This window comes from Bradyrhizobium sp. 139 (assembly GCF_023074175.1).
Classification (GTDB): Bacteria; Pseudomonadota; Alphaproteobacteria; order Rhizobiales; family Xanthobacteraceae; genus Bradyrhizobium.
Genome location: NZ_JADPKS010000052.1, coordinates 19,794 through 37,724 on the forward strand (window position 1 = coordinate 19,794; position 17,931 = coordinate 37,724).

A 17,931-nucleotide genomic window follows, 5' to 3' on the forward strand; every position below is an offset into this window, starting at 1 on the left:
AAGTCAAATTCCGCCACGTTCATCCCCCGACGAACGTCTCGCTCTCGGAGGATGTCTGCATGCTTGCGCCATCGGGTGAATTGCTGCGCGCCGGCATGGCGCTCAAGCTCAACCATCTCAAGCGCGCCGCGCAATCATACATGCGCGACCGCACCAGCCAGGCCACGGGACGGGCGACGTCCTATGCGGTCGCGGCGGGACTGTTCGCCGTGGCTGGGCTGTTCGTGATCGCAACCTTCTTTGTCGGCCTGATCGCCCTCTACCGCTGGATTGCAATCACCTACGGACAATTCTGGGGTTTTGGTGCCGTCGCGGCCGTGCTCCTGGTGCTGGCCGGATCCTGCGCCGGGGCGGCTTTGGCCCAAATGAAGCGTCGGACCAAGCCAATCGTGCCGCTTGCCAGCCGTATGCGCGTTGCGATCGCGACCCCGCGGATCCCACGCGGAACGGTCAAGCAGGCGGTGAAAGAGGTCGCGACCACGATTCCGCTGGTGCCGCTCGCGCCGGGCGAACGCGGCCATGGCGGCAACGCCCTGTCGGCTCGGACCAACCGGCCCGTGCAGCTTGGCCTGATGCTCGCAGCCGTCGGGCTGCTGGGCTTCACGGCCGCGCGCCGGCGGCGGCACGGTCACGGATTGGACGCCTGAAATGGCAGCGCGGCACGCCGAGCAGCTCGACAGTGTGTTGCTGGTCGCCGCCACGGCCGTCTTCGTGCTGACTGCGGAACGCTACTTTCAGGAGTCCGGCCTCATCCGGTCGGGGCCTCCGCAAGGCCATCGCAATCATGAAGCAAGTTCACCGGAAACGAGCCCTGCAGGCGCAGCCACGCAGCCCGGCCACGGCCGGCGCTCGAAGAGCCCCTTCGCAATCCCTTGGGCCGGTTGGAAGGATATCTTCTGGCGCACCTATCAGCGCATCGACGAGGATCGCCTGCTTGCGACCGCCGGCGGCGTCGTCTTCTTCGGGCTGCTCGCGATCTTTCCCGCCGTGACCGCACTCGTCTCGTCTTACGGGCTATTCGCCGATCCCTCGACGATCAGTGACAACCTTCAGACGCTTGCGATGATGCTGCCCGAGGGCGCGTTCCAGATCGTCGAAGATCAGGTCGCGCGCGTGGTCTCGAACGGCCATACGGCGCTGGGCGCAGCCTTCCTGTCCGGCCTCGTGCTCGCAATCTGGAGTGCCAATGCCGGGGTGAAATCCATCTTCGACGCCCTCAACGTCGCCTATGAGGAGCGCGAGAAGCGCAGCTTCATCAAGCTGAACCTGGTGTCGCTGGCCTTCACGGTCGGCGGGATCGCCGCGCTCTTGCTGATGGTCGCTGCCGTGGTCGCCTTCCCGCTCGCGCTCAATCATCTCGGCATGGCACCCGAAAGCAAGTTGATCGTGGCGCTGGCACGATGGCCGCTCCTGTTCCTGATCCTGCTCGTGGCGCTCGCCGTCCTTTACCGCTTCGCACCCAGCCGCGATGCGCCGCGCTGGCAATGGCTGAGCCTCGGCGCGGTAACGGCCGCCATCCTCTGGATTGCCGGCTCGGCGCTGTTGTCCTGGTATCTCTCGGCCTTCGCCAATTACAACGCGACCTACGGCTCGCTCGGCGCGGCGATCGGCCTGATGATGTGGATGTGGATGTCCGCCATCGTCATCATGTTCGGGGCCGAGCTGAACTCGGAAATCGAGCGGCAGACCCTGCGGGATACGACAACCGGCCGACCCAAGCCCCTCGGCAGCCGCGAGGCCGTCTCGGCCGACACGGTCGGCGCCGCTGCGCCCTTTTGAGGTGAGCTGCGAACAGGCCGCTATCCCCTCGAATCAACAATGATGTTAAGGTCGCCTCGCTTGGGGGAGCATGAGGCGTGACGGGTTCGCACATTGACCCGTGTTTTCCCGGGTGAGGCAGTCAGCTCTTTAAGGCGTAACGCGCGGCATGATTCGCATTTCGACGATCTTCATCGCCATCTGCATGGTTCTGGTCGCCGCCTCACTCGGGCTTGTCCTCTACTCGGTCGCCGGCATCAGCGGAACCGAATCCGCCATCGTGGCGCTGACCGCGCTGACCTTCCTGATCCTCTACAACGCAGTCTCGATGCGGCTGCGCGACCGCAGCGACGTCGGCGGTCAGATCGCCGATTTGTCGCGCGGCACTGCCGACCTCGCCCGCCAGGTCGCCGAGTTCGGCCGCCGGCTCGCTGCGATCGAGGGGCGCATCGCCTCGTCAAATTCGACCAACTCCGACCGCATCCAGTCGGTGGTCGGCGAGATCAACGAGCTCGGCAGCCTGGTCAGGCAGCTCGCCACCACCGTGTCCACCCATGAGGATCTGCTGGCCGGCAACGCGCCCGCGCCGGCCTCTAGCCCGATCCCGGTCGCGAGGCCGGAACCGGAGGCGCCCATCGACCTGATCGCAATGCCTGAGGAGCGGCCAGTTGCCCCTCCCCCTCCCCCGCTCCCGGCAGCGCCGCCGCGGGCTGCGCCGGCGGTTCAGACCGCCAATTCGTTTCAAGCGGCCGATGGACGCAACCAGACCCAGTTGCTGGCGATGCTTCGCAACGCGATCGACGAGAACCGCATCGATATCTTTCTGCAGCCGATGGTGACGCTGCCGCAGCGCAAGGTGCGGTTCTACGAGGCCGTGACGCGCCTGCGCAACGAACGCGACCAGCTGATCGCCGCCGAGGAGTTCATCAGCATCGCCGAGGCCTCCGGGCTGATCGGGCGCATCGACAACATGGTGATGCTGCGCTGTGTGCAGGTGCTGCGGCGCCTGATGGTGCGCAACAACGATGTCGGCCTGTTCTGCAACGTCGCGGCCTCCACGCTCGGCAATTCCACCGTCTTTGCACAGTGCCTCGACTTCCTCGAAGCCAACCGGGCGCTGGCGCCATCGCTGGTGCTGGAGTTCAAGCAGTCGACTTTCCGCAATCTCGGCCCGGCCGAGACCGAGAATCTCGCGGCGCTCGCCCAGCGCGGTTTCCGCTTCTCGATCGACCATGTCACGGACCTCAGGATCGAGCCGCGCGAGCTCGCCGACCGCGGCGTGCGCTTTATCAAAGTGCCGGCGTCCCTCCTGCTCGACCCCAGGCAGGCATCGACCTCGGACATCCATCCCTCGGACCTGTCCGACCTGCTCGGCCGCTTCGGCATCGACCTGATCGCCGAACGGATCGAGGGCGAGCGCGCGGTGGTGGACCTGCTCGACTATGACGTGCGGTTCGGCCAGGGATTCCTGTTCGCGCCGCCCCGGCCATTGCGGCCGGACGGAGCTTCTGCTACCGGCGGGACCTCGCCGCACCAGGCGCAGGATATTCAGGGATCCAATGGCTCCGCTTCCCCCAGCCCAGGCGCGACGCCGGCCGCGCCTCCGTCACAGCGCACCACCGGCAACGCGGCGCTCGCGCGCCGCATCTGATCGGCCGCACGCATCATGACCACGCTGCATTTCGCCCAAAGCCTGCGCGAGCTCGTGGGCGGCGTAGACGTGGTGCTCAGCGACATCTGGGGCGTCGTCCACAACGGCCTGGAATCCTTCCCCGAGGCCTGCGAGGCGCTGCACACCTATCGGAGCCATGGCGGTACGGTGATCCTGATCACCAATGCGCCGCGCCCGGCCGACTCCGTCCAACGGCAATTGCGCAAGCTCGGCGTCGCCGACCAGACCTATGATGCGATCGTCTCGTCGGGCGACCTGACGCGGCTCTATGTCGCCGCGCATCCCGGCCGCAAGATGTTCTGGCTCGGACCCGAGCGCGACAACTCGATCTATCGCGGCCTCGATGCGACGACCGCGCCGCTGGAAGAAGCCGACTACATCGTCTGCACCGGCCTCTTTGACGACGAGACCGAAACGGCGGAAGACTATCGCGGCATGATGCTGAAAGCGCGCGAGCGCAAGCTGACGCTGGTCTGCGCCAACCCTGATATCGTGGTGGAACGCGGCGACCGGCTGATCTATTGCGCCGGCGCGATCGCGGAACTCTACCGCGAACTCGGCGGCGAGGTGATCTTCTACGGCAAGCCGCATCGCCCGATCTACGAGCGCGCAATGGCGCTCGCCGGCGAGCGCCAGGGCCATCAGATCGACCGGAAGAAGGTACTGGCAATCGGCGATTCCGTCCGCACCGACCTCACCGGCGCGCGCGAATTCGGCATCGACTGCCTGTTCGTCACCCGCGGCATCCATGCCGAGGAGTTCGAGGGCCTCGACCAGCTCGACCCGAAATCGGTGATGGAGTTGTTCGGCCACCCACCGAAGGCTCTGATGCGCGAATTGAAGTGGTGACGGCGGCGTCGAAACGACGCGAGCTTAGACCAGTTTCTGAGAGCAATCGCCGTCATGGCCGGGCATAGCCGTCAGAACGACGGCGTCGCTGCCGCTCGGCCGTGCGCCCCCGCCATCCACGTCTTCCCTGCGCGTCCACAAACGTGAATGCCCGGGACAAGCCCGGGCATGACGCTTCTGATGGAAGATTGTTGTTCGGTCAGGCCCGCGCTTACGCGCTCGCCATGTCCGGGAAGACCGCTTCGATCTTGGTCTTCAGCGTCGCCGCGTTGAACGGCTTGACGATGTAGTTGTTCACGCCGGCCTTCTTGGCCGCGATCACGTTCTCGGTCTTCGATTCCGCGGTGATCATGATGAAAGGCGTGGTGGCGAGGTTCGGATCCGCGCGCACCTCGCGCAGCAGGTCGTAACCCGTCATCGGCTCCATGTTCCAATCGGAGATCACGAGCCCGTACTTCTTGCCACGCATCTTGTTCAGCGCCGCCGAACCGTCGCTTGCATCATCGATATTCTCGAAGCCAAGCTGCTTCAGGAGATTCCTGATGATACGGATCATGGTGCTGTAGTCATCAACCACCAGAACCGACATCGACAAATCAACCGCCATCTCGACTCCCCCAACGCAAACCCAGGAAATATTACGATCGGACCCGCCGGGCCGCAGCCCCGCTGTTCCGCGTTCCAAGCACTAGCACCAAGGCGTTAAACAGCCCGTTAATCGGGGGCGCCTGCGAAGGACTGAAATCATGTTCCAATGCGGCCGCCGCCCTGCCGCTTGACTTCATCCAGCCGGTCAAGCCACGGTCCGATCGGTCCTGCCGCTTCGAGAATTCCCCTGATGGTCCCGCATTTTACCGTTATCCGCGACTCCACGCCGGATTCCGCGATTTTGAGGGGCGCCGTGGTTGCCATGGGCAATTTCGACGGCGTTCACCTCGGCCATCGCGCGGTGATCGCAGCGGCCCTGGAAATGGGCCGGACGCATGGCCGCCCTGCGCTGGCATTGACCTTCGAGCCGCATCCGCGCCGGTTCTTCAGCCCCAACACCCCGCAATTCCGACTGACGGATGAGCGGGCCAAGCTGCGGCTTTTGGCCGGCACCGGGCTTGCCGGCGCCGTGGTCATGACGTTCGACAAGGCCAGGGCTGGGACCAGCGCGCAAGATTTCATTCACCATGACCTGATCGGGCGTCTCGGGGTGAGCGGCATAGCCGTCGGCTACGACTTCCATTTCGGCAAGGGACGGGTCGGCTCGCCGAGCCTGCTGGCCAACGAGGCGCCCCGGCTGGGCATCGAGATCGACGTCCAGCCGCATGTCGATATCGACGAGCGGCCGGTCTCCTCCAGCGCCATCCGGATCGCGCTCGCCGAAGGCCAGCTCGACGACGCCACCACCATGCTCGGCGGCCCCTGGTTCGTCACCGGCGAGGTCGTCCACGGCGAGAAGCGTGGCCGCGACCTCGGCTATCCCACCGCCAATATCCGTCTCGATGCCAATTGCGGCCTCAAGCACGGCATCTACGCCGTGCGGGTCGGTCGCGGCACCGAGCGCCTGGACGGGGTGGCAAGCTTCGGCCGCCGCCCGACTTTCGACAATGGCGCCCCGCTGCTGGAAATCTTCCTGTTCGACTTCAAGGGCGACCTCTACGGCCAGACCCTCGATTGCGCTTTCGTCGGCTTCATCCGCGAGGAGCTGAAATTCGACAGCTTGGATGCCCTGATCCGCCAGATGGACGACGATTCCGCCCGCGCCAAGGCCATGCTGGCCGCCGCCCCGAACGCGTTTCCGCGGCTTGGCGCGATCGATTGAGACCGAAAACGGCTCGCCGAACCTTTTGCGCTTCCTCCGCCCGGCTGCTATGGAGAGCCCATGTTTGCGCGGCGCATCATAGGAATTAGCAGCCCGGCTTCCGCCTGAGCCTTCGGCTCGGCGCAAGACCGGGATTTCGTCGTCTCACCCCCGCGATTCCGTTCGCCATCCATTCCCGCGCCCTTCCGAGCCAGTCAGCCTCATGTCCGAAAAGCCGCAAAAGTCCGACGCCAAAGACTATTCGAAGACCCTTTATTTGCCGCAGACCGAATTCCCGATGCGCGCCGGCCTGCCGCAGCGCGAGCCGGAGATCCTCAAGCGCTGGTACGAGATCGGCCTCTACGAGAAGCTGCGCGAAAACGCGAAGGGCCGCGACAAGTTCGTGCTGCATGACGGCCCGCCCTATGCCAACGGCAACATCCATATCGGCACCGCGCTGAACAAGATCCTCAAGGATCTCGTCACCAAGAGCCAGCAGATGCTCGGCTTCGATTCCAACTACGTGCCGGGCTGGGACTGCCACGGCCTGCCGATCGAATGGAAGGTCGAGGAGGAGCACTATCGCAAGAAGGGCAAGCAGAAGCCGGACTTCCGCGACAGCGTCGCGATGATCGATTTCCGCCGGGAATGCCGCGCCTATGCGACCCACTGGCTCGGCGTGCAGCGCGAGGAGTTCAAGCGCCTGGGCGTGATCGGCGATTGGGATCATCCCTACGCCACCATGAGCTATCCAGCCGAAGCCCAGATCGCACGCGAACTGATGAAATTCGCCGCCAACGGCACGCTCTATCGCGGCTCAAAGCCAGTGATGTGGAGCGTGGTCGAGAAGACCGCGCTGGCCGAGGCCGAGGTGGAATACGAGGACTACACGTCCGATACGGTGTGGGTGAAATTCCCGGTCACGTCGCCCGCGCACGGCGCACTTGCCTCCGCAAACGTCGTGATCTGGACCACCACGCCCTGGACTCTGCCCGGCAACCGCGCCATCTCGTTCTCGCCGAAGATCGCCTACGGCCTGTACAAGGTGACGGACGCGCCCGCTGACAATTGGGCCAAGACCGGCGATCTCCTGATCCTCGCCGACGCGCTCGCTGAAGAAGTCTTCAAGCAGGCGCGCGTGACGGCCCATGAGAAGGTGCGCGACGTCCCCGGCGACACCATGGACGCGATCGAATGCGCCCATCCGCTGAAGGGCCTTGCCGGCGGCTACGAGTTCATCGTGCCGCTGCTGCCTGGCGACCACGTCACCGACGACACCGGCACCGGGTTCGTGCACACGGCGCCCGGCCATGGCCGCGAGGACTTCGACGCCTGGATGGCGCAGGCGCGCGAGCTCGATGCGCGCGGCATCAACACGGCGATCCCCTACACCGTTGACGAGAACGGCGCCTATACCGATCACGCCCCCGGCTTCGCCGGCAAGCGCGTCATCAACGACAAGGGCGAGAAGGGCGATGCCAACGAGTCCGTGATCAAGGCGCTCGTCGAAAGAGGCATGCTGCTCGCACGCGGCCGGCTCAAGCATCAATATCCGCATTCCTGGCGCTCCAAGAAGCCGGTGATCTTCCGCAACACGCCGCAATGGTTCATCGCGATGGACAAGGACATCGCGACGGGTGGCAAGACGAAGAGCGGCGACACGCTGCGCGGCCGCGCGCTGCACGCGATCTCGGTGACGCAATGGGTGCCGCCGTCGGGCGAGAACCGCATCAACGGCATGATCGAATCGCGCCCCGACTGGGTGATCTCGCGCCAGCGAGCCTGGGGCGTGCCGATCGCCGTGTTCGTCCGCGAGAAGGGTGACGGCTCCGCCGAGATCCTCCAGGACGAGGCCGTCAACACGCGCATTGGCGAAGCCTTCGAGACCGAAGGCGCCGACGCCTGGTACGCGCAAGGCGCGCGCGAGCGATTCCTCGGCGCGCGTGCGAATGAGGACTGGCAGAAGGTCGACGACATCCTCGACGTCTGGTTCGATTCCGGTTCGACGCACGCTTTCGTGCTCGAAGATCCGGTGCACTTCCCCGGCCTCGCCGGCATCAAGCGCAAGGTCGACGGCGGCAAAGACACAGTGATGTATCTGGAAGGATCGGACCAGCACCGCGGCTGGTTCCACTCCTCGCTGCTGGAAAGCTGCGGCACGCGGGGACGCGCGCCCTACGACATCGTGCTGACCCATGGCTTTACCCAGGACGAGCACGGTCGCAAGATGGCGAAGTCGCTCGGCAACACCATCGCGCCGCAATCGGTCATCAAGGAATCCGGCGCCGACATTTTGCGGCTCTGGGTCGCCGCCTGCGACTACACCGACGACCAGCGCATCGGCCCGGAAATCCTGAAGAACACGGTCGAGACCTATCGCAAGCTGCGCAACACCGTGCGCTGGATGCTCGGCACGCTGTATCACTACAAGCCGGCCGACGCGGTCGCGCCCGTCGACATGCCGGAGCTCGAACGGCTGATGCTGCACGAGCTCGCAGTGCGCGCAGACGTGATCCGCAAGGCCTATCAGGAGTTCGACTACAAGACGGTGGTCGCGACCCTGTCGGCGTTCCTCAACAGCGAGTTGTCGGCATTCTATTTCGACATCCGCAAAGACACGCTCTATTGCGATCCGCCGTCCTCGCCGGCGCGCAAGGCGGCCCTGACCACGATCGACCTGTTGTGCAACGCGATCCTGAAATGGCTGGCGCCGGTCCTGAGCTTCACTGCGGAGGAGGCCTGGCAGATGTACAGGCCCGAGGGTGAGCCCTCGGTGCATCTCACGCAGTTCCCGAAGGATATTGAGAAGCTCCGCGACGACAAGCTCGCCGCGAAGTGGGAGACGATCCGCAACGTCCGCCGCGTCGTCACCGGTGCGCTGGAACTCGAACGCGCCGCCAAGAACATCGGCTCCTCGCTGGAGGCTTCGCCCGTGATCTACGTCGCCGACCGAGACATGCTGGCCACGCTGTTCGACACCGACCTCGCCGAAATCTGCATCACCTCGAACTATGAGGTGCGCGAGGGTGAGGCGCCGGCCAATGCATTCCGTCTCGATGCCGTGCCCGGCGTCGCCGTCGTGGTCGAGAAGGCGGTCGGCACGAAGTGCGCCCGCTCCTGGAAGATCTCGCCGACGGTCGGTGAAGACCCTGAATACCCCGACGTCACCCCGCGCGATGCCAAGGCGCTGCGCGAATGGAAGGCGCTGGGAGTGGGGGTCTGATCCCCGGCCATGACCCCGCTCCGCGCCGGCATCCTCTCGGCCGTGGTCACGCTGGTGGCCGATCAGGCCTCTAAGCTCTGGCTGCTGAACGTGTTCGACCTCGCCCATCGCGGCGTGGTGAGGGTGACGCCATTCTTCGATCTGGTGCTGGCCTGGAACATCGGCATCAGCTTCGGCTGGCTCCAGAACGACGGCCAGGCGGCGCAGATCGCGCTGATGGCCGTCAAGGTCATTGCGGTGGTCGCGCTGGCGATCTGGATGGCCCGCTCGCACACCCTCCTTGCGACCGTCGCGCTCGGGCTGATCATCGGGGGCGCCATCGGCAACGGCATCGACCGCTTCGCCTATGGCGCGGTGGTCGATTTCGCTCTGTTTCATGCCGAGATCGGCGGAAATACCTATAATTGGTACGTCTTCAACCTGGCGGACGTGGCCATCGTTGCTGGGGTGGCGGCGCTATTGTATGATTCCTTCCTGGGGGTACCCGCCGCAAAAGCGCCCTGATCCCGGCAGATACGAACCGGCGGGCGGAACCCTGCTTTGCGAGGGTCGGCCGCGCGCGAGCGGCCATCTGCCACAATTTGGAACAGGTACAGTGATGCGCAGCTCCGAGACCAGCGGTTCGATGGGTCGAGACCCCAAAGGGGGGTTTTGGCGGGCGTTGAAATTGTCCGCTGTCGCACTCGGCATCGGTCTCGTGATGTCGGCAGGCGCTGCCCGCGCCGGTGACGGCGACGATGCCGATGACGACGACATGACCTTCGAAGAGAAGCTCATCGACAATCTGATGTCCGGCATCGGCGCCAAGAGCATGGAAAAGCCCGGCATCGAATACCGCGAGCGCTCGCCGCTGGTGGTGCCGCCCAAGCTCGACCTGCCGCCGCCCGCGACCCAGGCCAAGAATGCGCCGAACTGGCCCAAGGATCCCGAGGAGAAGCGCCGCAAGGAGGCCATCGCCGCGCGGAAGAAGGTCACCAAGGCGACGGAGAACTGGCAGGCCGCCCAGCCGCTGACACCCGCCGAGATGAACGCCGGCAAGACGGCCGCCCCCGAGCGTACGAGCAACGATCCCATTCAGCCTGGCACCAACGCCAACCCGTCGCTCAGCCCCGCCCAACTCGGTTTCAGCGGCGGCCTGTGGAACATGATGAAGGGCGGCAACAGCTCCGAAGAGAAGCAGTTCACGACCGAGCCGCCGCGCTCGTCGCTGGTCGAGCCGCCGCCGGGATACCAGACGCCGTCGCCGAACTACGCCTATGGTGCCGGGCCGGATAAGTCGCGCCGGACCTATTTCGACATCATGTCGGGCAAGGATAAGGAACAATAGCGCCTCGCCACCGCGACATTCCGACAGGCGCGAACCTGGCACCGGCGGTTTCTGCACGCCGGACGCGGTCTGCAAATTGCTTATCAGTAACTTGCCTACGAGCTTGGTTCTCTGCTTCGTGACGCGAAGCCTCAGCCGCGCGGTGTAGCATGCCGTGCCTCCGAGCCGGACATCCGGGCTCGGCCCTTCATAAGGATCATGATGTCCTCTCACCGATCGGCTGCCTGCCTCCTTGCCGCGCTGCTTTCGACGGGTGTCCTGACGGCCGGCACGGCCCTCGCCCAGACCACGGTAACATCGGCGCCACCCGCCAGCTTCACGCTCAGCAACGGCATGCAGGTCGTGGTGATCCCCGATCACCGTACCCCCGTTGTCACCGAGATGATCTGGTACAAGGTCGGCTCGGCCGACGAGACGCCGGGCAAGTCCGGGCTCGCGCACTTCCTCGAGCACCTGATGTTCAAGGGCACCTCGAAGCATCCGGTCGGCGAATTCTCCCAGACCGTGCTCCGCGTCGGCGGCAACGAGAACGCCTCGACCTCGGTCGACTACACCAACTATTACCAGCGCGTGCCGCGCGAGCAGTTGCCGACCATGATGGAGTTCGAGGCCGACCGCATGACCGGCCTGATCCTCAAGGACGAGAACGTGCTGCCCGAACGCGACGTGGTGCTCGAAGAGTACAACATGCGCGTCGCCAACAGCCCTGACGCACGCCTGAACGAGCAGATCATGGCCGCGCTCTATCTCAACCATCCCTATGGCCGGCCGGTCATCGGCTGGCACCAGGAGATCGAGAAGCTCAATCGAGAGGACGCGCTCGCCTTCTACCGCCGCTTCTACGCGCCGAACAACGCGATCCTGGTGATCGCCGGCGACGTCGAGGCCGCCGACGTGCGCCCGCTGGTAGAGCGCAATTTCGGCTCCATTCCGGCCCAGCCCGCGATCCCGGCGCGCCGCGTCCGTCCGCAGGAGCCTGACCCGGCCGCACCGCGCACCGTCACGCTATCGGATCCGCGCGTCGAGCAGCCGAGCCTGCGCCGCTATTACCTCGTGCCCTCGGCAACCACGGCGGCGGCCGGCGAGAGCGCAGCCCTCGACGCGCTCGCGCAATTGATGGGCAGCGGCAGCAACTCCTATCTCTACCGCGCCCTCGTCGTCGACAAGCAGCTCGCCGTTTCCGCCAGCGCCAGCTATTCCAGCATCTCGCTGGATCCGACCCAGTTTGCGGTGACGGCCTCGCCGAAGCCCGGCGTCAGCTTCGCAGACGTCGAGCAGGTGATCGACGGCGTCATTGCCGACGTCGCGCAGAACCCCATTCGCGCCGAAGACCTGGAGCGCGTGAAGACCCAGCTCATTGCGGAAGCGATCTATGCCCAGGATAACCAGGCGGTGCTGGCGCGCTGGTATGGCGGCGCGCTGACCACGGGTCTGTCGATCGAGGACATCAGGAGCTGGCCGGACCGCATTCGCGCGGTCACCGCCGAGCAGATCCGCACCGTTGCGCAGAAATGGCTTGAGAAGAAGCGCTCGGTGACGGGCTATCTGATCAAGGACACCGGTGCCGCCAAGCGCGAGGAGAAGCGTTCGTGACCTATCTTTTCTTTCGACGCTTTGCATTCTCCCTTGCCACTGGCGCGGCACTCGCGCTGGCGACGGTCTCGCCATCACAGGCGGCTGCAAAAATCCAGCACCTGATTTCGCCGGGCGGCTTCGAGGCCTGGTTCGTACAGGATGCGACCGTACCGCTGATTGCCATGGAGTATTCCTTTGCCGGCGGCTCGGCGCAGGATCCCAAGGACAAATCCGGCGTGGCCAATCTGGTCGGCGATCTCCTCGACGAAGGCTCCGGCGATCTCGACTCCAAAACCTTCCATGAGCGGCTCGACCGCCGCGCCATCGAGCTCTCCTTCAGCGCCACCCGCGATACGTTCCGCGGCAGCCTGCGGATGCTGCGCGACAACAAGGACGAAGCCTTCGACCTGCTCAGGAGCGCGCTGACCTCGCCGCATTTCGACGCCGCCGATGTCGAACGCATCCGCTCACAGGTCGTCTCGGGCCTACGCCGCGAGACCACCAACCCGACCTCACTGGCGAGCCGCAAATTCCTGGAGGTCGCCTTCGGAGATCATCCCTATGGCCGGCAGACCAACGGCAACCTCGACAGCGTGCCGACCATCACGGTCAACGACCTGAAGGACTATGTCGCCCGGGTGCTCGCAAAGGATGGACTGAAGATCGCGGTCGTCGGCGACGTCGATTCGGAGACCCTCGGCAAGCTGCTCGATCACACGTTTGGCGCCCTGCCCGCCAAGGCCAACCTCACGCCGGTCGCCGACGTCGAGGCCGCAAAACCACCGCAGCGCGCCTTCGTGCCGCTCGACGTGCCGCAGACCGTGATCACCTTCGGCGGCCCCGGCGTGAAGCGCAGCGATCCGAACTTCATGGCCGCCTATATCGTCAACCACATCCTCGGCGGCGGCGGATTGTCCTCGCGGCTCTATCGCGAGGTCCGCGAGAAGCGCGGGCTGGCCTATTCGGTGTTCGAGTCCCTGCTGTGGATGGAACATTCGGCGGTCTTCATCGGCAACACCGGCACGCGCGCCGACCGCGCCGGCGACACCACCGACGCCATCGACAAGGAAGTGCGCCGCATCGCCGACGAGGGCCCGACGCAGAAGGAGCTCGACGAGGCCAAGTCCTACCTCAAGGGCTCGCAGATGCTGGCGCTGGATACCTCCTCGAAGCTCGCGCAGGCGCTGCTGCAATACCAGCAGGACAAGCTCCCGATCGACTATATCGAGAAGCGCAACGGCATCGTCGACGCCGTATCTCTGGACGACGCCAAGGCGGCCGCCAAGCGCCTCTGGGGCCAGGGGCTGCTGACCGTCGTCGTCGGCCGCGCGCCGCAGGCCGCCGCACAGCCCGTAGCAGCGCCGGCGACGAAGTCGAACTGACTTCTTCTGTACGTTTCCTGAAATGGCCGGGCTGGTCCGGCCATTTGCGTCTGCCATGATGCGCCATTGCTGAAGGCTGGTGTCCGCGGTATGTCCGGACATCAGGAATGGTGCCACCATGCTGCGGATATCCCGCGATCTTGTCATCAACGAGGACGACATCGAGATCGGCTTTGTCCGCGCCTCCGGTCCCGGAGGCCAGAACGTCAACAAGGTCGCGACGTCGGCTCAGCTGCGCTTCGATACGCGCAAGCTGACCCTGCCGGAGGATGCCAGCTTGCGCCTTGCCCGGCTTGCGGGACAGCGCATGACCAAGGACGGCGTGATCGTGATCCAGGCGCAGCGCTTCCGCACCCAGGAGCGCAACCGGCAGGACGCCATCGACCGGCTCGTCGAGATTCTGCGCCAGGCCATGGTGCGGCCGACACCGCGGCGCGCGACGCGGCCGACCTTCGCCTCCAAGCAGCGCCGGCTCGAAGGCAAGAAGCGCCGCAGCGACGTCAAGGCAGGGCGAGGCGGCGGGCGCTTCGACGACTAGCAAGGCAGACCCAGTCAAAAAACTCCGGCCGCAGGGCGACCGGAGTCTGCTTGCTTCACCCGGTGGGACTAGTAACGCTTGGCTGGGGCCGCACCGCCCGTCGTGGAATCGTCGGCGGTTCCCTTATGCGCAGCGCTACCGGTGGTGCCGGCCGTGCCCTTGGTGCCTTTGGTCGACTTCATGCCCGTCTTCTCGCCGGCAGCGCCCGGCTGCGCGCTGAGATCTTCATCCCCGCTGCCCATCGTGCCGCCTTGCATGGGTTTGCCTTGCACGGTACCGCGCGTCTTGGCATCGGGTGGTGCACCCTGCGCGAGAACGGGCGCGGCAATGAGAGCCGAGAGAGCGCATGCGATCATCGAGGTCTTCACCAACTTCATCCATTTCTCCTGGATTTTTTCGCGATGAATGGCTCGGCTGCTCGCTGCGCCGCTCGCCTGCACCGGGTCATTGCATCGCGTAGAGAGTTCAAGCGGCGCGGTCGTCATGCAACCCGGATCGTGTGGTGATCGTTTAGGGATTTGACGGCGGTTTCGCGGAATTGTGCTCCTCATATGCGGCGGCGCGGAACATGCGCAACCGGCGATGACCTCCGCTCGCAGCGAAACAGCCCGCTACTACCACCGTCCGTCTGACGCCGCCTAGAGTTTGCGCACGCTGAAATTGACGTGGATGGTCGGGCTCTTGGCGATGCGCGCGGTCGGGCTGGGATTGTGCACCGCAATGGTGCTGGTGGTGCGGGTTGCGGACGCGCAAATGCCGTTGCCGGCCGCAAAGCCGCCGAATGGCGCGACGCTCTTCAAGCAGCAATGCGCGGTGTGCCACACCACGAGCCTGTCAGAACCGGCGCGGCAAGGTCCCCCGCTGGTCAAGACCGTGGGCGGGCCCGCCGGCAAGGTCGACGGTTTTCACTATTCAGAAGGCTTGGCGAATGCGGACTTCGTCTGGGACGACGCAAGGCTCGATGCCTGGCTGACCAACCCGCAAGCCGTCATTCCCGGCGTGGTCATGGCCTATCGGCAGGCGAAGCCCGAGACGCGCGCGGCCATCATTGCCTACTTGAAGGAGCTGAACTGAATGGCGAAGCCAGTGCATTCCATGATCCGCGTGCTCGACGAGGCCCGCTCGCTGGACTTCTACAAGCGCGCCTTCGGCTTAGAGGTCGCCGACCATCTGAAGTTTCCGGACTTTGCTCTGATCTATCTGCGTCACCCCTCCTCACCTTTCGAAGTGGAGCTGACGGTGAATTTCGATCGCGAGGAGCCGTACCAGCTCGGCGATGGCTATGGACATATCGCCGTGGTGGTCGAGGATCTCGATGCCGAACATGCCCGCTTCGAGCGCGAGAAGCTCGCACCGGGACCGCTGCGCGACTTCAGGCACGACGGCAAAACGCTGGCGCGATTCTTCTTCGTCAGCGATCCCGATGGCTACAAGATCGAGGTGATCCAGCGCGGCGGACGTTTCAACTAATCAAATAAAAAAATCAAATCACGAAAATCGAAGGAGGAAATGCCATGAGAGAAGTCGATCGTCGAAGCAAGCACAGCCGCCGCGTCTTTCTCAAGGGCGCGGCGACCGCCATGCCGGTCGCGGCAGTTGCCACCGGCCTCGCCGGCAGCATCGAGGGCGCCTGGGCCGATGATGCCAGCACGCTTTCGCCCGCGATGATGAAGACGCTGCTGAAGGTCGCGCGCGACATCTATCCGCACGACGTCCTCGGCGACAGCTACTACATCACCGCCATCAAGCCGTGGGACGGCAAGGCGGCCAAGGACCCCGCCGTCAAGTCGCTGATCAGCGAGGGCATTACGCGGCTCGATCAGAACGCGCGCGATCGCCACAAGATGGCTTACGCCGAAGTGCCCTGGGAGGCCGACCGCGTTGTGCTGCTGAAGGAGATCGAGCAGAGCGACTTCTTCCAGAAGGTGCGCGGCGATCTGATCGTGTCGCTCTACAACCAGAAAGAGGTCTGGCCGCGGTTCGGCTACGAAGGCTCCTCCGCCGAGCATGGCGGCTACATCAACCGCGGCTTTGCCGATATCGACTGGCTGCCGAAGGCTTAAGGCTCACCAACGGTTCAGGAGAACGCATATGGCAAAATTCGATCTGAACGACTCCAGCGTTGTGGTGATCGTCGGCTCCGGTGCCGGCGGCGGCACGCTGGGCAACGAGCTCGCGCAGAAGGGCGTCAAGGTGGTCATCCTCGAAGCAGGTCCCCGCATCGAGAACCACGACTTCATCAATGACGAGTGGGAGAGCTTCTCGCAGCTTGCCTGGGCCGATGCTCGCACCACGTCGGGGACATGGCGCGTCGCCAAGGATTTTTCGGGCCTTCCCGCCTGGATCGTCAAGGCGGTCGGCGGCTCGACGGTGCATTGGGCCGGCGCCTCGCTCCGCTTCGACGAGCATGAATTCAAGGTCAAGCGTACCTATGGCAACATTCCCGGCGCGAACCTCCTGGACTGGCCGGTCACGCTGGCGGAGATGGAGCCATGGTACGCCAAGGCCGAGAACAAGATGGGCGTGACCCGCACCAACGGTATTCCCGGACTTCCCGGCAACAACAACTTCAAGGTGCTCGAGGCCGGCGCAAAGAAGCTCGGCTACAAGACCGTGCACACCGGCAACATGGCAATCAACAGCCAGCCGCGCGACGGACGTGGATCGTGCCAGCAGATCGGTTTCTGCTTCCAGGGCTGCAAATCCGGCGCGAAATGGTCAACGCTCTACACCGAAATCCCCAAGGGCGAGGCGACCGGCAACCTCGAGGTACGGCCGAGCAGCATGGCGGTCAAGATCGAGCACGATGCCGGCGGCAAGGTCACCGGCGTGGTCTACGCCGACGAGACCGGCGCGATGCAGCGCCAGAAGGCGCGCATCGTCGCGGTGGCCGGCAATTCCATCGAGAGCCCGCGGCTGCTGCTCAACAGCGCTTCGAGCATGTTCCCCGATGGCCTCGCCAACTCAAGCGGTCAGGTCGGCCGCAATTACATGCGGCACATGACCGGCAGCGTCTACGCCGTGTTCGAGAAGTCGGTACACATGTATCGCGGCACCACCATGGCCGGGATCATTCGCGACGAGGCAACCAACGACCCGAAGCGCGGCTTCGTCGGCGGCTACGAGATGGAGACGCTGTCGATCGGCCTGCCCTTCATGGCGGCGTTCCTCAATCCCGGCGCCTGGGGACGTCCGTTCACCGCGGCGCTCGACGGCTATCCGCGAATGGCCGGCATGTGGCTGGTCGGCGAGGACATGGCGCAGGAGACCAACCGCATCACGCTTGATCCTGTCGTGAAGGACAAGTTCGGCCAGGCGGTCGCGAGCGTCCATTTCGACGATCATCCCAACGACGTCGCGATGCGCGCGCACGCCTACAAGCAAGGCGCCGCGGTCTATGACTCCGTCGGCGCCACCGTGACCTATCCGACACCGCCCTATCCGAGCACCCACAATCTCGGCACCAACCGGATGAGCGAGAAGCCGCGGGATGGCGTGGTCAACAAGTTCGGGCAGAGCCACGACGTTAAGAACCTGTTCGTCTCGGACGGCAGCCAGTTCACCAGCGGGGCGGCCTGCAACCCGACCCTGACCATCGTCGCGCTCGCGATCCGGCAGGCGGATCACATTGCCGGCGCGATGCAGAAGAAGGAGATCTGAGGACGAACGCCATCGCGTCCGCATGGAAAAACGTGGCGGGGAGTTGCCTTGCGGCCATCCTTCGAGACGCCCGCCTCGGCGGGCCCTCAGGATGAGGTCGCGTTTTGCGGCGAGATACCAGACCCTCACGGTGAGGAGCCTGCCAAAGCGGGCGTCTC

At 64.9% G+C, this 17,931-nt stretch carries 17 protein-coding genes; 15 read left to right on the forward strand and 2 right to left on the reverse strand.

Going from position 1 to position 17,931, the window contains the following annotated elements; translation table 11 throughout:
- Nucleotides 1-59: 59 nt before the first annotated feature.
- The 4 genes from IVA80_RS14270 to IVA80_RS14285 all read left to right on the forward strand — a co-directional run bounded on the left by IVA80_RS14270 (nt 60) and on the right by IVA80_RS14285 (nt 4,279).
- Complete coding sequence (locus IVA80_RS14270) at nt 60-647, forward strand: phage holin family protein (protein WP_247430732.1); 588 nt, start codon at nt 60-62, stop codon at nt 645-647.
- A gap of 1 nt (nt 648) precedes the next feature.
- Nucleotides 649-1,779 (forward strand): YihY/virulence factor BrkB family protein, encoded by a 1,131-nt coding sequence (locus tag IVA80_RS14275; protein ID WP_247430735.1) that lies wholly within the window; start codon nt 649-651, stop codon nt 1,777-1,779.
- A gap of 148 nt (nt 1,780-1,927) precedes the next feature.
- On the forward strand, nt 1,928-3,409 hold the full coding sequence (locus IVA80_RS14280) for an EAL domain-containing protein (protein ID WP_247430738.1): 1,482 nt from the start codon (nt 1,928-1,930) through the stop codon (nt 3,407-3,409).
- Between the two features lie 15 nt (nt 3,410-3,424).
- Nucleotides 3,425-4,279: a TIGR01459 family HAD-type hydrolase gene (locus IVA80_RS14285; RefSeq protein ID WP_247430741.1), complete on the forward strand. Its 855-nt coding sequence runs from the start codon at nt 3,425-3,427 to the stop codon at nt 4,277-4,279.
- 211 nt (nt 4,280-4,490) lie between these two features.
- Here the strand turns inward: IVA80_RS14285 and IVA80_RS14290 are convergent, their stop codons facing one another.
- Nucleotides 4,491-4,886 (reverse strand): response regulator, encoded by a 396-nt coding sequence (locus tag IVA80_RS14290; protein ID WP_007596883.1) that lies wholly within the window; start codon nt 4,884-4,886, stop codon nt 4,491-4,493.
- Nucleotides 4,887-5,117: 231 nt separating this feature from the next.
- On the opposite strand from IVA80_RS14290, the gene IVA80_RS14295 reads away from it, so the two are divergent.
- From IVA80_RS14295 to arfB, 7 genes are all read left to right on the forward strand, one after another.
- Nucleotides 5,118-6,089, forward strand: a complete 972-nt coding sequence (locus IVA80_RS14295) for a bifunctional riboflavin kinase/FAD synthetase (protein WP_247430744.1) — start codon at nt 5,118-5,120, stop codon at nt 6,087-6,089.
- Between the two features lie 202 nt (nt 6,090-6,291).
- Entirely contained in the window at nt 6,292-9,291 is a 3,000-nt protein-coding gene (gene ileS / locus IVA80_RS14300; protein ID WP_247430748.1) for an isoleucine--tRNA ligase, read from the forward strand.
- A 9-nt stretch (nt 9,292-9,300) separates the two neighbouring features.
- A complete protein-coding gene (lspA, locus tag IVA80_RS14305) occupies nt 9,301-9,795 on the forward strand; it encodes a signal peptidase II (RefSeq protein ID WP_247430752.1) in 495 nt (164 codons plus the stop codon).
- A gap of 94 nt (nt 9,796-9,889) precedes the next feature.
- On the forward strand, nt 9,890-10,618 hold the full coding sequence (locus tag IVA80_RS14310) for a hypothetical protein (RefSeq protein ID WP_247430853.1): 729 nt from the start codon (nt 9,890-9,892) through the stop codon (nt 10,616-10,618).
- A gap of 201 nt (nt 10,619-10,819) precedes the next feature.
- On the forward strand, nt 10,820-12,211 hold the full coding sequence (locus IVA80_RS14315) for a pitrilysin family protein (RefSeq protein WP_247430856.1): 1,392 nt from the start codon (nt 10,820-10,822) through the stop codon (nt 12,209-12,211).
- A complete protein-coding gene (locus IVA80_RS14320) occupies nt 12,208-13,575 on the forward strand; it encodes a pitrilysin family protein (protein WP_247430754.1) in 1,368 nt (455 codons plus the stop codon). Before IVA80_RS14315 ends, IVA80_RS14320 begins: the two co-directional genes overlap by 4 nt.
- A gap of 118 nt (nt 13,576-13,693) precedes the next feature.
- The gene (arfB, locus tag IVA80_RS14325) at nt 13,694-14,113 is read left to right on the forward strand and encodes an alternative ribosome rescue aminoacyl-tRNA hydrolase ArfB (protein ID WP_247430757.1); all 420 of its coding nucleotides are present in this window, start codon (nt 13,694-13,696) and stop codon (nt 14,111-14,113) included.
- A 68-nt stretch (nt 14,114-14,181) separates the two neighbouring features.
- On the opposite strand, the gene IVA80_RS14330 is transcribed toward arfB, so the two are convergent.
- Entirely contained in the window at nt 14,182-14,598 is a 417-nt protein-coding gene (locus tag IVA80_RS14330; protein ID WP_247430761.1) for a hypothetical protein, read from the reverse strand.
- A 202-nt stretch (nt 14,599-14,800) separates the two neighbouring features.
- Here IVA80_RS14330 and IVA80_RS14335 point away from each other — a divergent pair, with 202 nt between their 5' ends.
- From IVA80_RS14335 to IVA80_RS14350, 4 genes are read left to right on the forward strand one after another with little or no spacing between them, the layout of a single operon-like run.
- A complete protein-coding gene (locus tag IVA80_RS14335; protein WP_247430859.1) occupies nt 14,801-15,187 on the forward strand; it encodes a c-type cytochrome in 387 nt (128 codons plus the stop codon).
- Nucleotides 15,188-15,583, forward strand: coding sequence for a VOC family protein (locus IVA80_RS14340; RefSeq protein ID WP_247430763.1), 396 nt, complete (start codon nt 15,188-15,190; stop codon nt 15,581-15,583).
- Nucleotides 15,584-15,627: 44 nt separating this feature from the next.
- A complete protein-coding gene (locus IVA80_RS14345) occupies nt 15,628-16,176 on the forward strand; it encodes a gluconate 2-dehydrogenase subunit 3 family protein (RefSeq protein WP_247430766.1) in 549 nt (182 codons plus the stop codon).
- Between the two features lie 28 nt (nt 16,177-16,204).
- Nucleotides 16,205-17,773, forward strand: coding sequence for a GMC family oxidoreductase (locus IVA80_RS14350; protein WP_247430769.1), 1,569 nt, complete (start codon nt 16,205-16,207; stop codon nt 17,771-17,773).
- Nucleotides 17,774-17,931: the final 158 nt, after the last annotated feature.

What these genes read in the sequence shown, in the direction of transcription:
- IVA80_RS14340 (WP_247430763.1), top strand. Translation starts at nt 15,188, where the DNA reads ATGGCGAAGCCAGTGCATTCCATGATCCGCGTGCTCGACGAGGCCCGC.
- IVA80_RS14290 (WP_007596883.1), bottom strand. Translation starts at nt 4,886, where the DNA reads ATGGCGGTTGATTTGTCGATGTCGGTTCTGGTGGTTGATGACTACAGC.
- arfB (WP_247430757.1), top strand. Translation starts at nt 13,694, where the DNA reads ATGCTGCGGATATCCCGCGATCTTGTCATCAACGAGGACGACATCGAG.
- IVA80_RS14285 (WP_247430741.1), top strand. Translation starts at nt 3,425, where the DNA reads ATGACCACGCTGCATTTCGCCCAAAGCCTGCGCGAGCTCGTGGGCGGC.
- IVA80_RS14345 (WP_247430766.1), top strand. Translation starts at nt 15,628, where the DNA reads ATGAGAGAAGTCGATCGTCGAAGCAAGCACAGCCGCCGCGTCTTTCTC.
- IVA80_RS14280 (WP_247430738.1), top strand. Translation starts at nt 1,928, where the DNA reads ATGATTCGCATTTCGACGATCTTCATCGCCATCTGCATGGTTCTGGTC.
- IVA80_RS14270 (WP_247430732.1), top strand. Translation starts at nt 60, where the DNA reads ATGCTTGCGCCATCGGGTGAATTGCTGCGCGCCGGCATGGCGCTCAAG.
- IVA80_RS14310 (WP_247430853.1), top strand. Translation starts at nt 9,890, where the DNA reads ATGCGCAGCTCCGAGACCAGCGGTTCGATGGGTCGAGACCCCAAAGGG.
- IVA80_RS14315 (WP_247430856.1), top strand. Translation starts at nt 10,820, where the DNA reads ATGTCCTCTCACCGATCGGCTGCCTGCCTCCTTGCCGCGCTGCTTTCG.
- IVA80_RS14335 (WP_247430859.1), top strand. Translation starts at nt 14,801, where the DNA reads ATGCGCGCGGTCGGGCTGGGATTGTGCACCGCAATGGTGCTGGTGGTG.
- IVA80_RS14330 (WP_247430761.1), bottom strand. Translation starts at nt 14,598, where the DNA reads ATGACGACCGCGCCGCTTGAACTCTCTACGCGATGCAATGACCCGGTG.
- IVA80_RS14295 (WP_247430744.1), top strand. Translation starts at nt 5,118, where the DNA reads ATGGTCCCGCATTTTACCGTTATCCGCGACTCCACGCCGGATTCCGCG.
- IVA80_RS14275 (WP_247430735.1), top strand. Translation starts at nt 649, where the DNA reads ATGGCAGCGCGGCACGCCGAGCAGCTCGACAGTGTGTTGCTGGTCGCC.
- ileS (WP_247430748.1), top strand. Translation starts at nt 6,292, where the DNA reads ATGTCCGAAAAGCCGCAAAAGTCCGACGCCAAAGACTATTCGAAGACC.
- IVA80_RS14350 (WP_247430769.1), top strand. Translation starts at nt 16,205, where the DNA reads ATGGCAAAATTCGATCTGAACGACTCCAGCGTTGTGGTGATCGTCGGC.
- lspA (WP_247430752.1), top strand. Translation starts at nt 9,301, where the DNA reads ATGACCCCGCTCCGCGCCGGCATCCTCTCGGCCGTGGTCACGCTGGTG.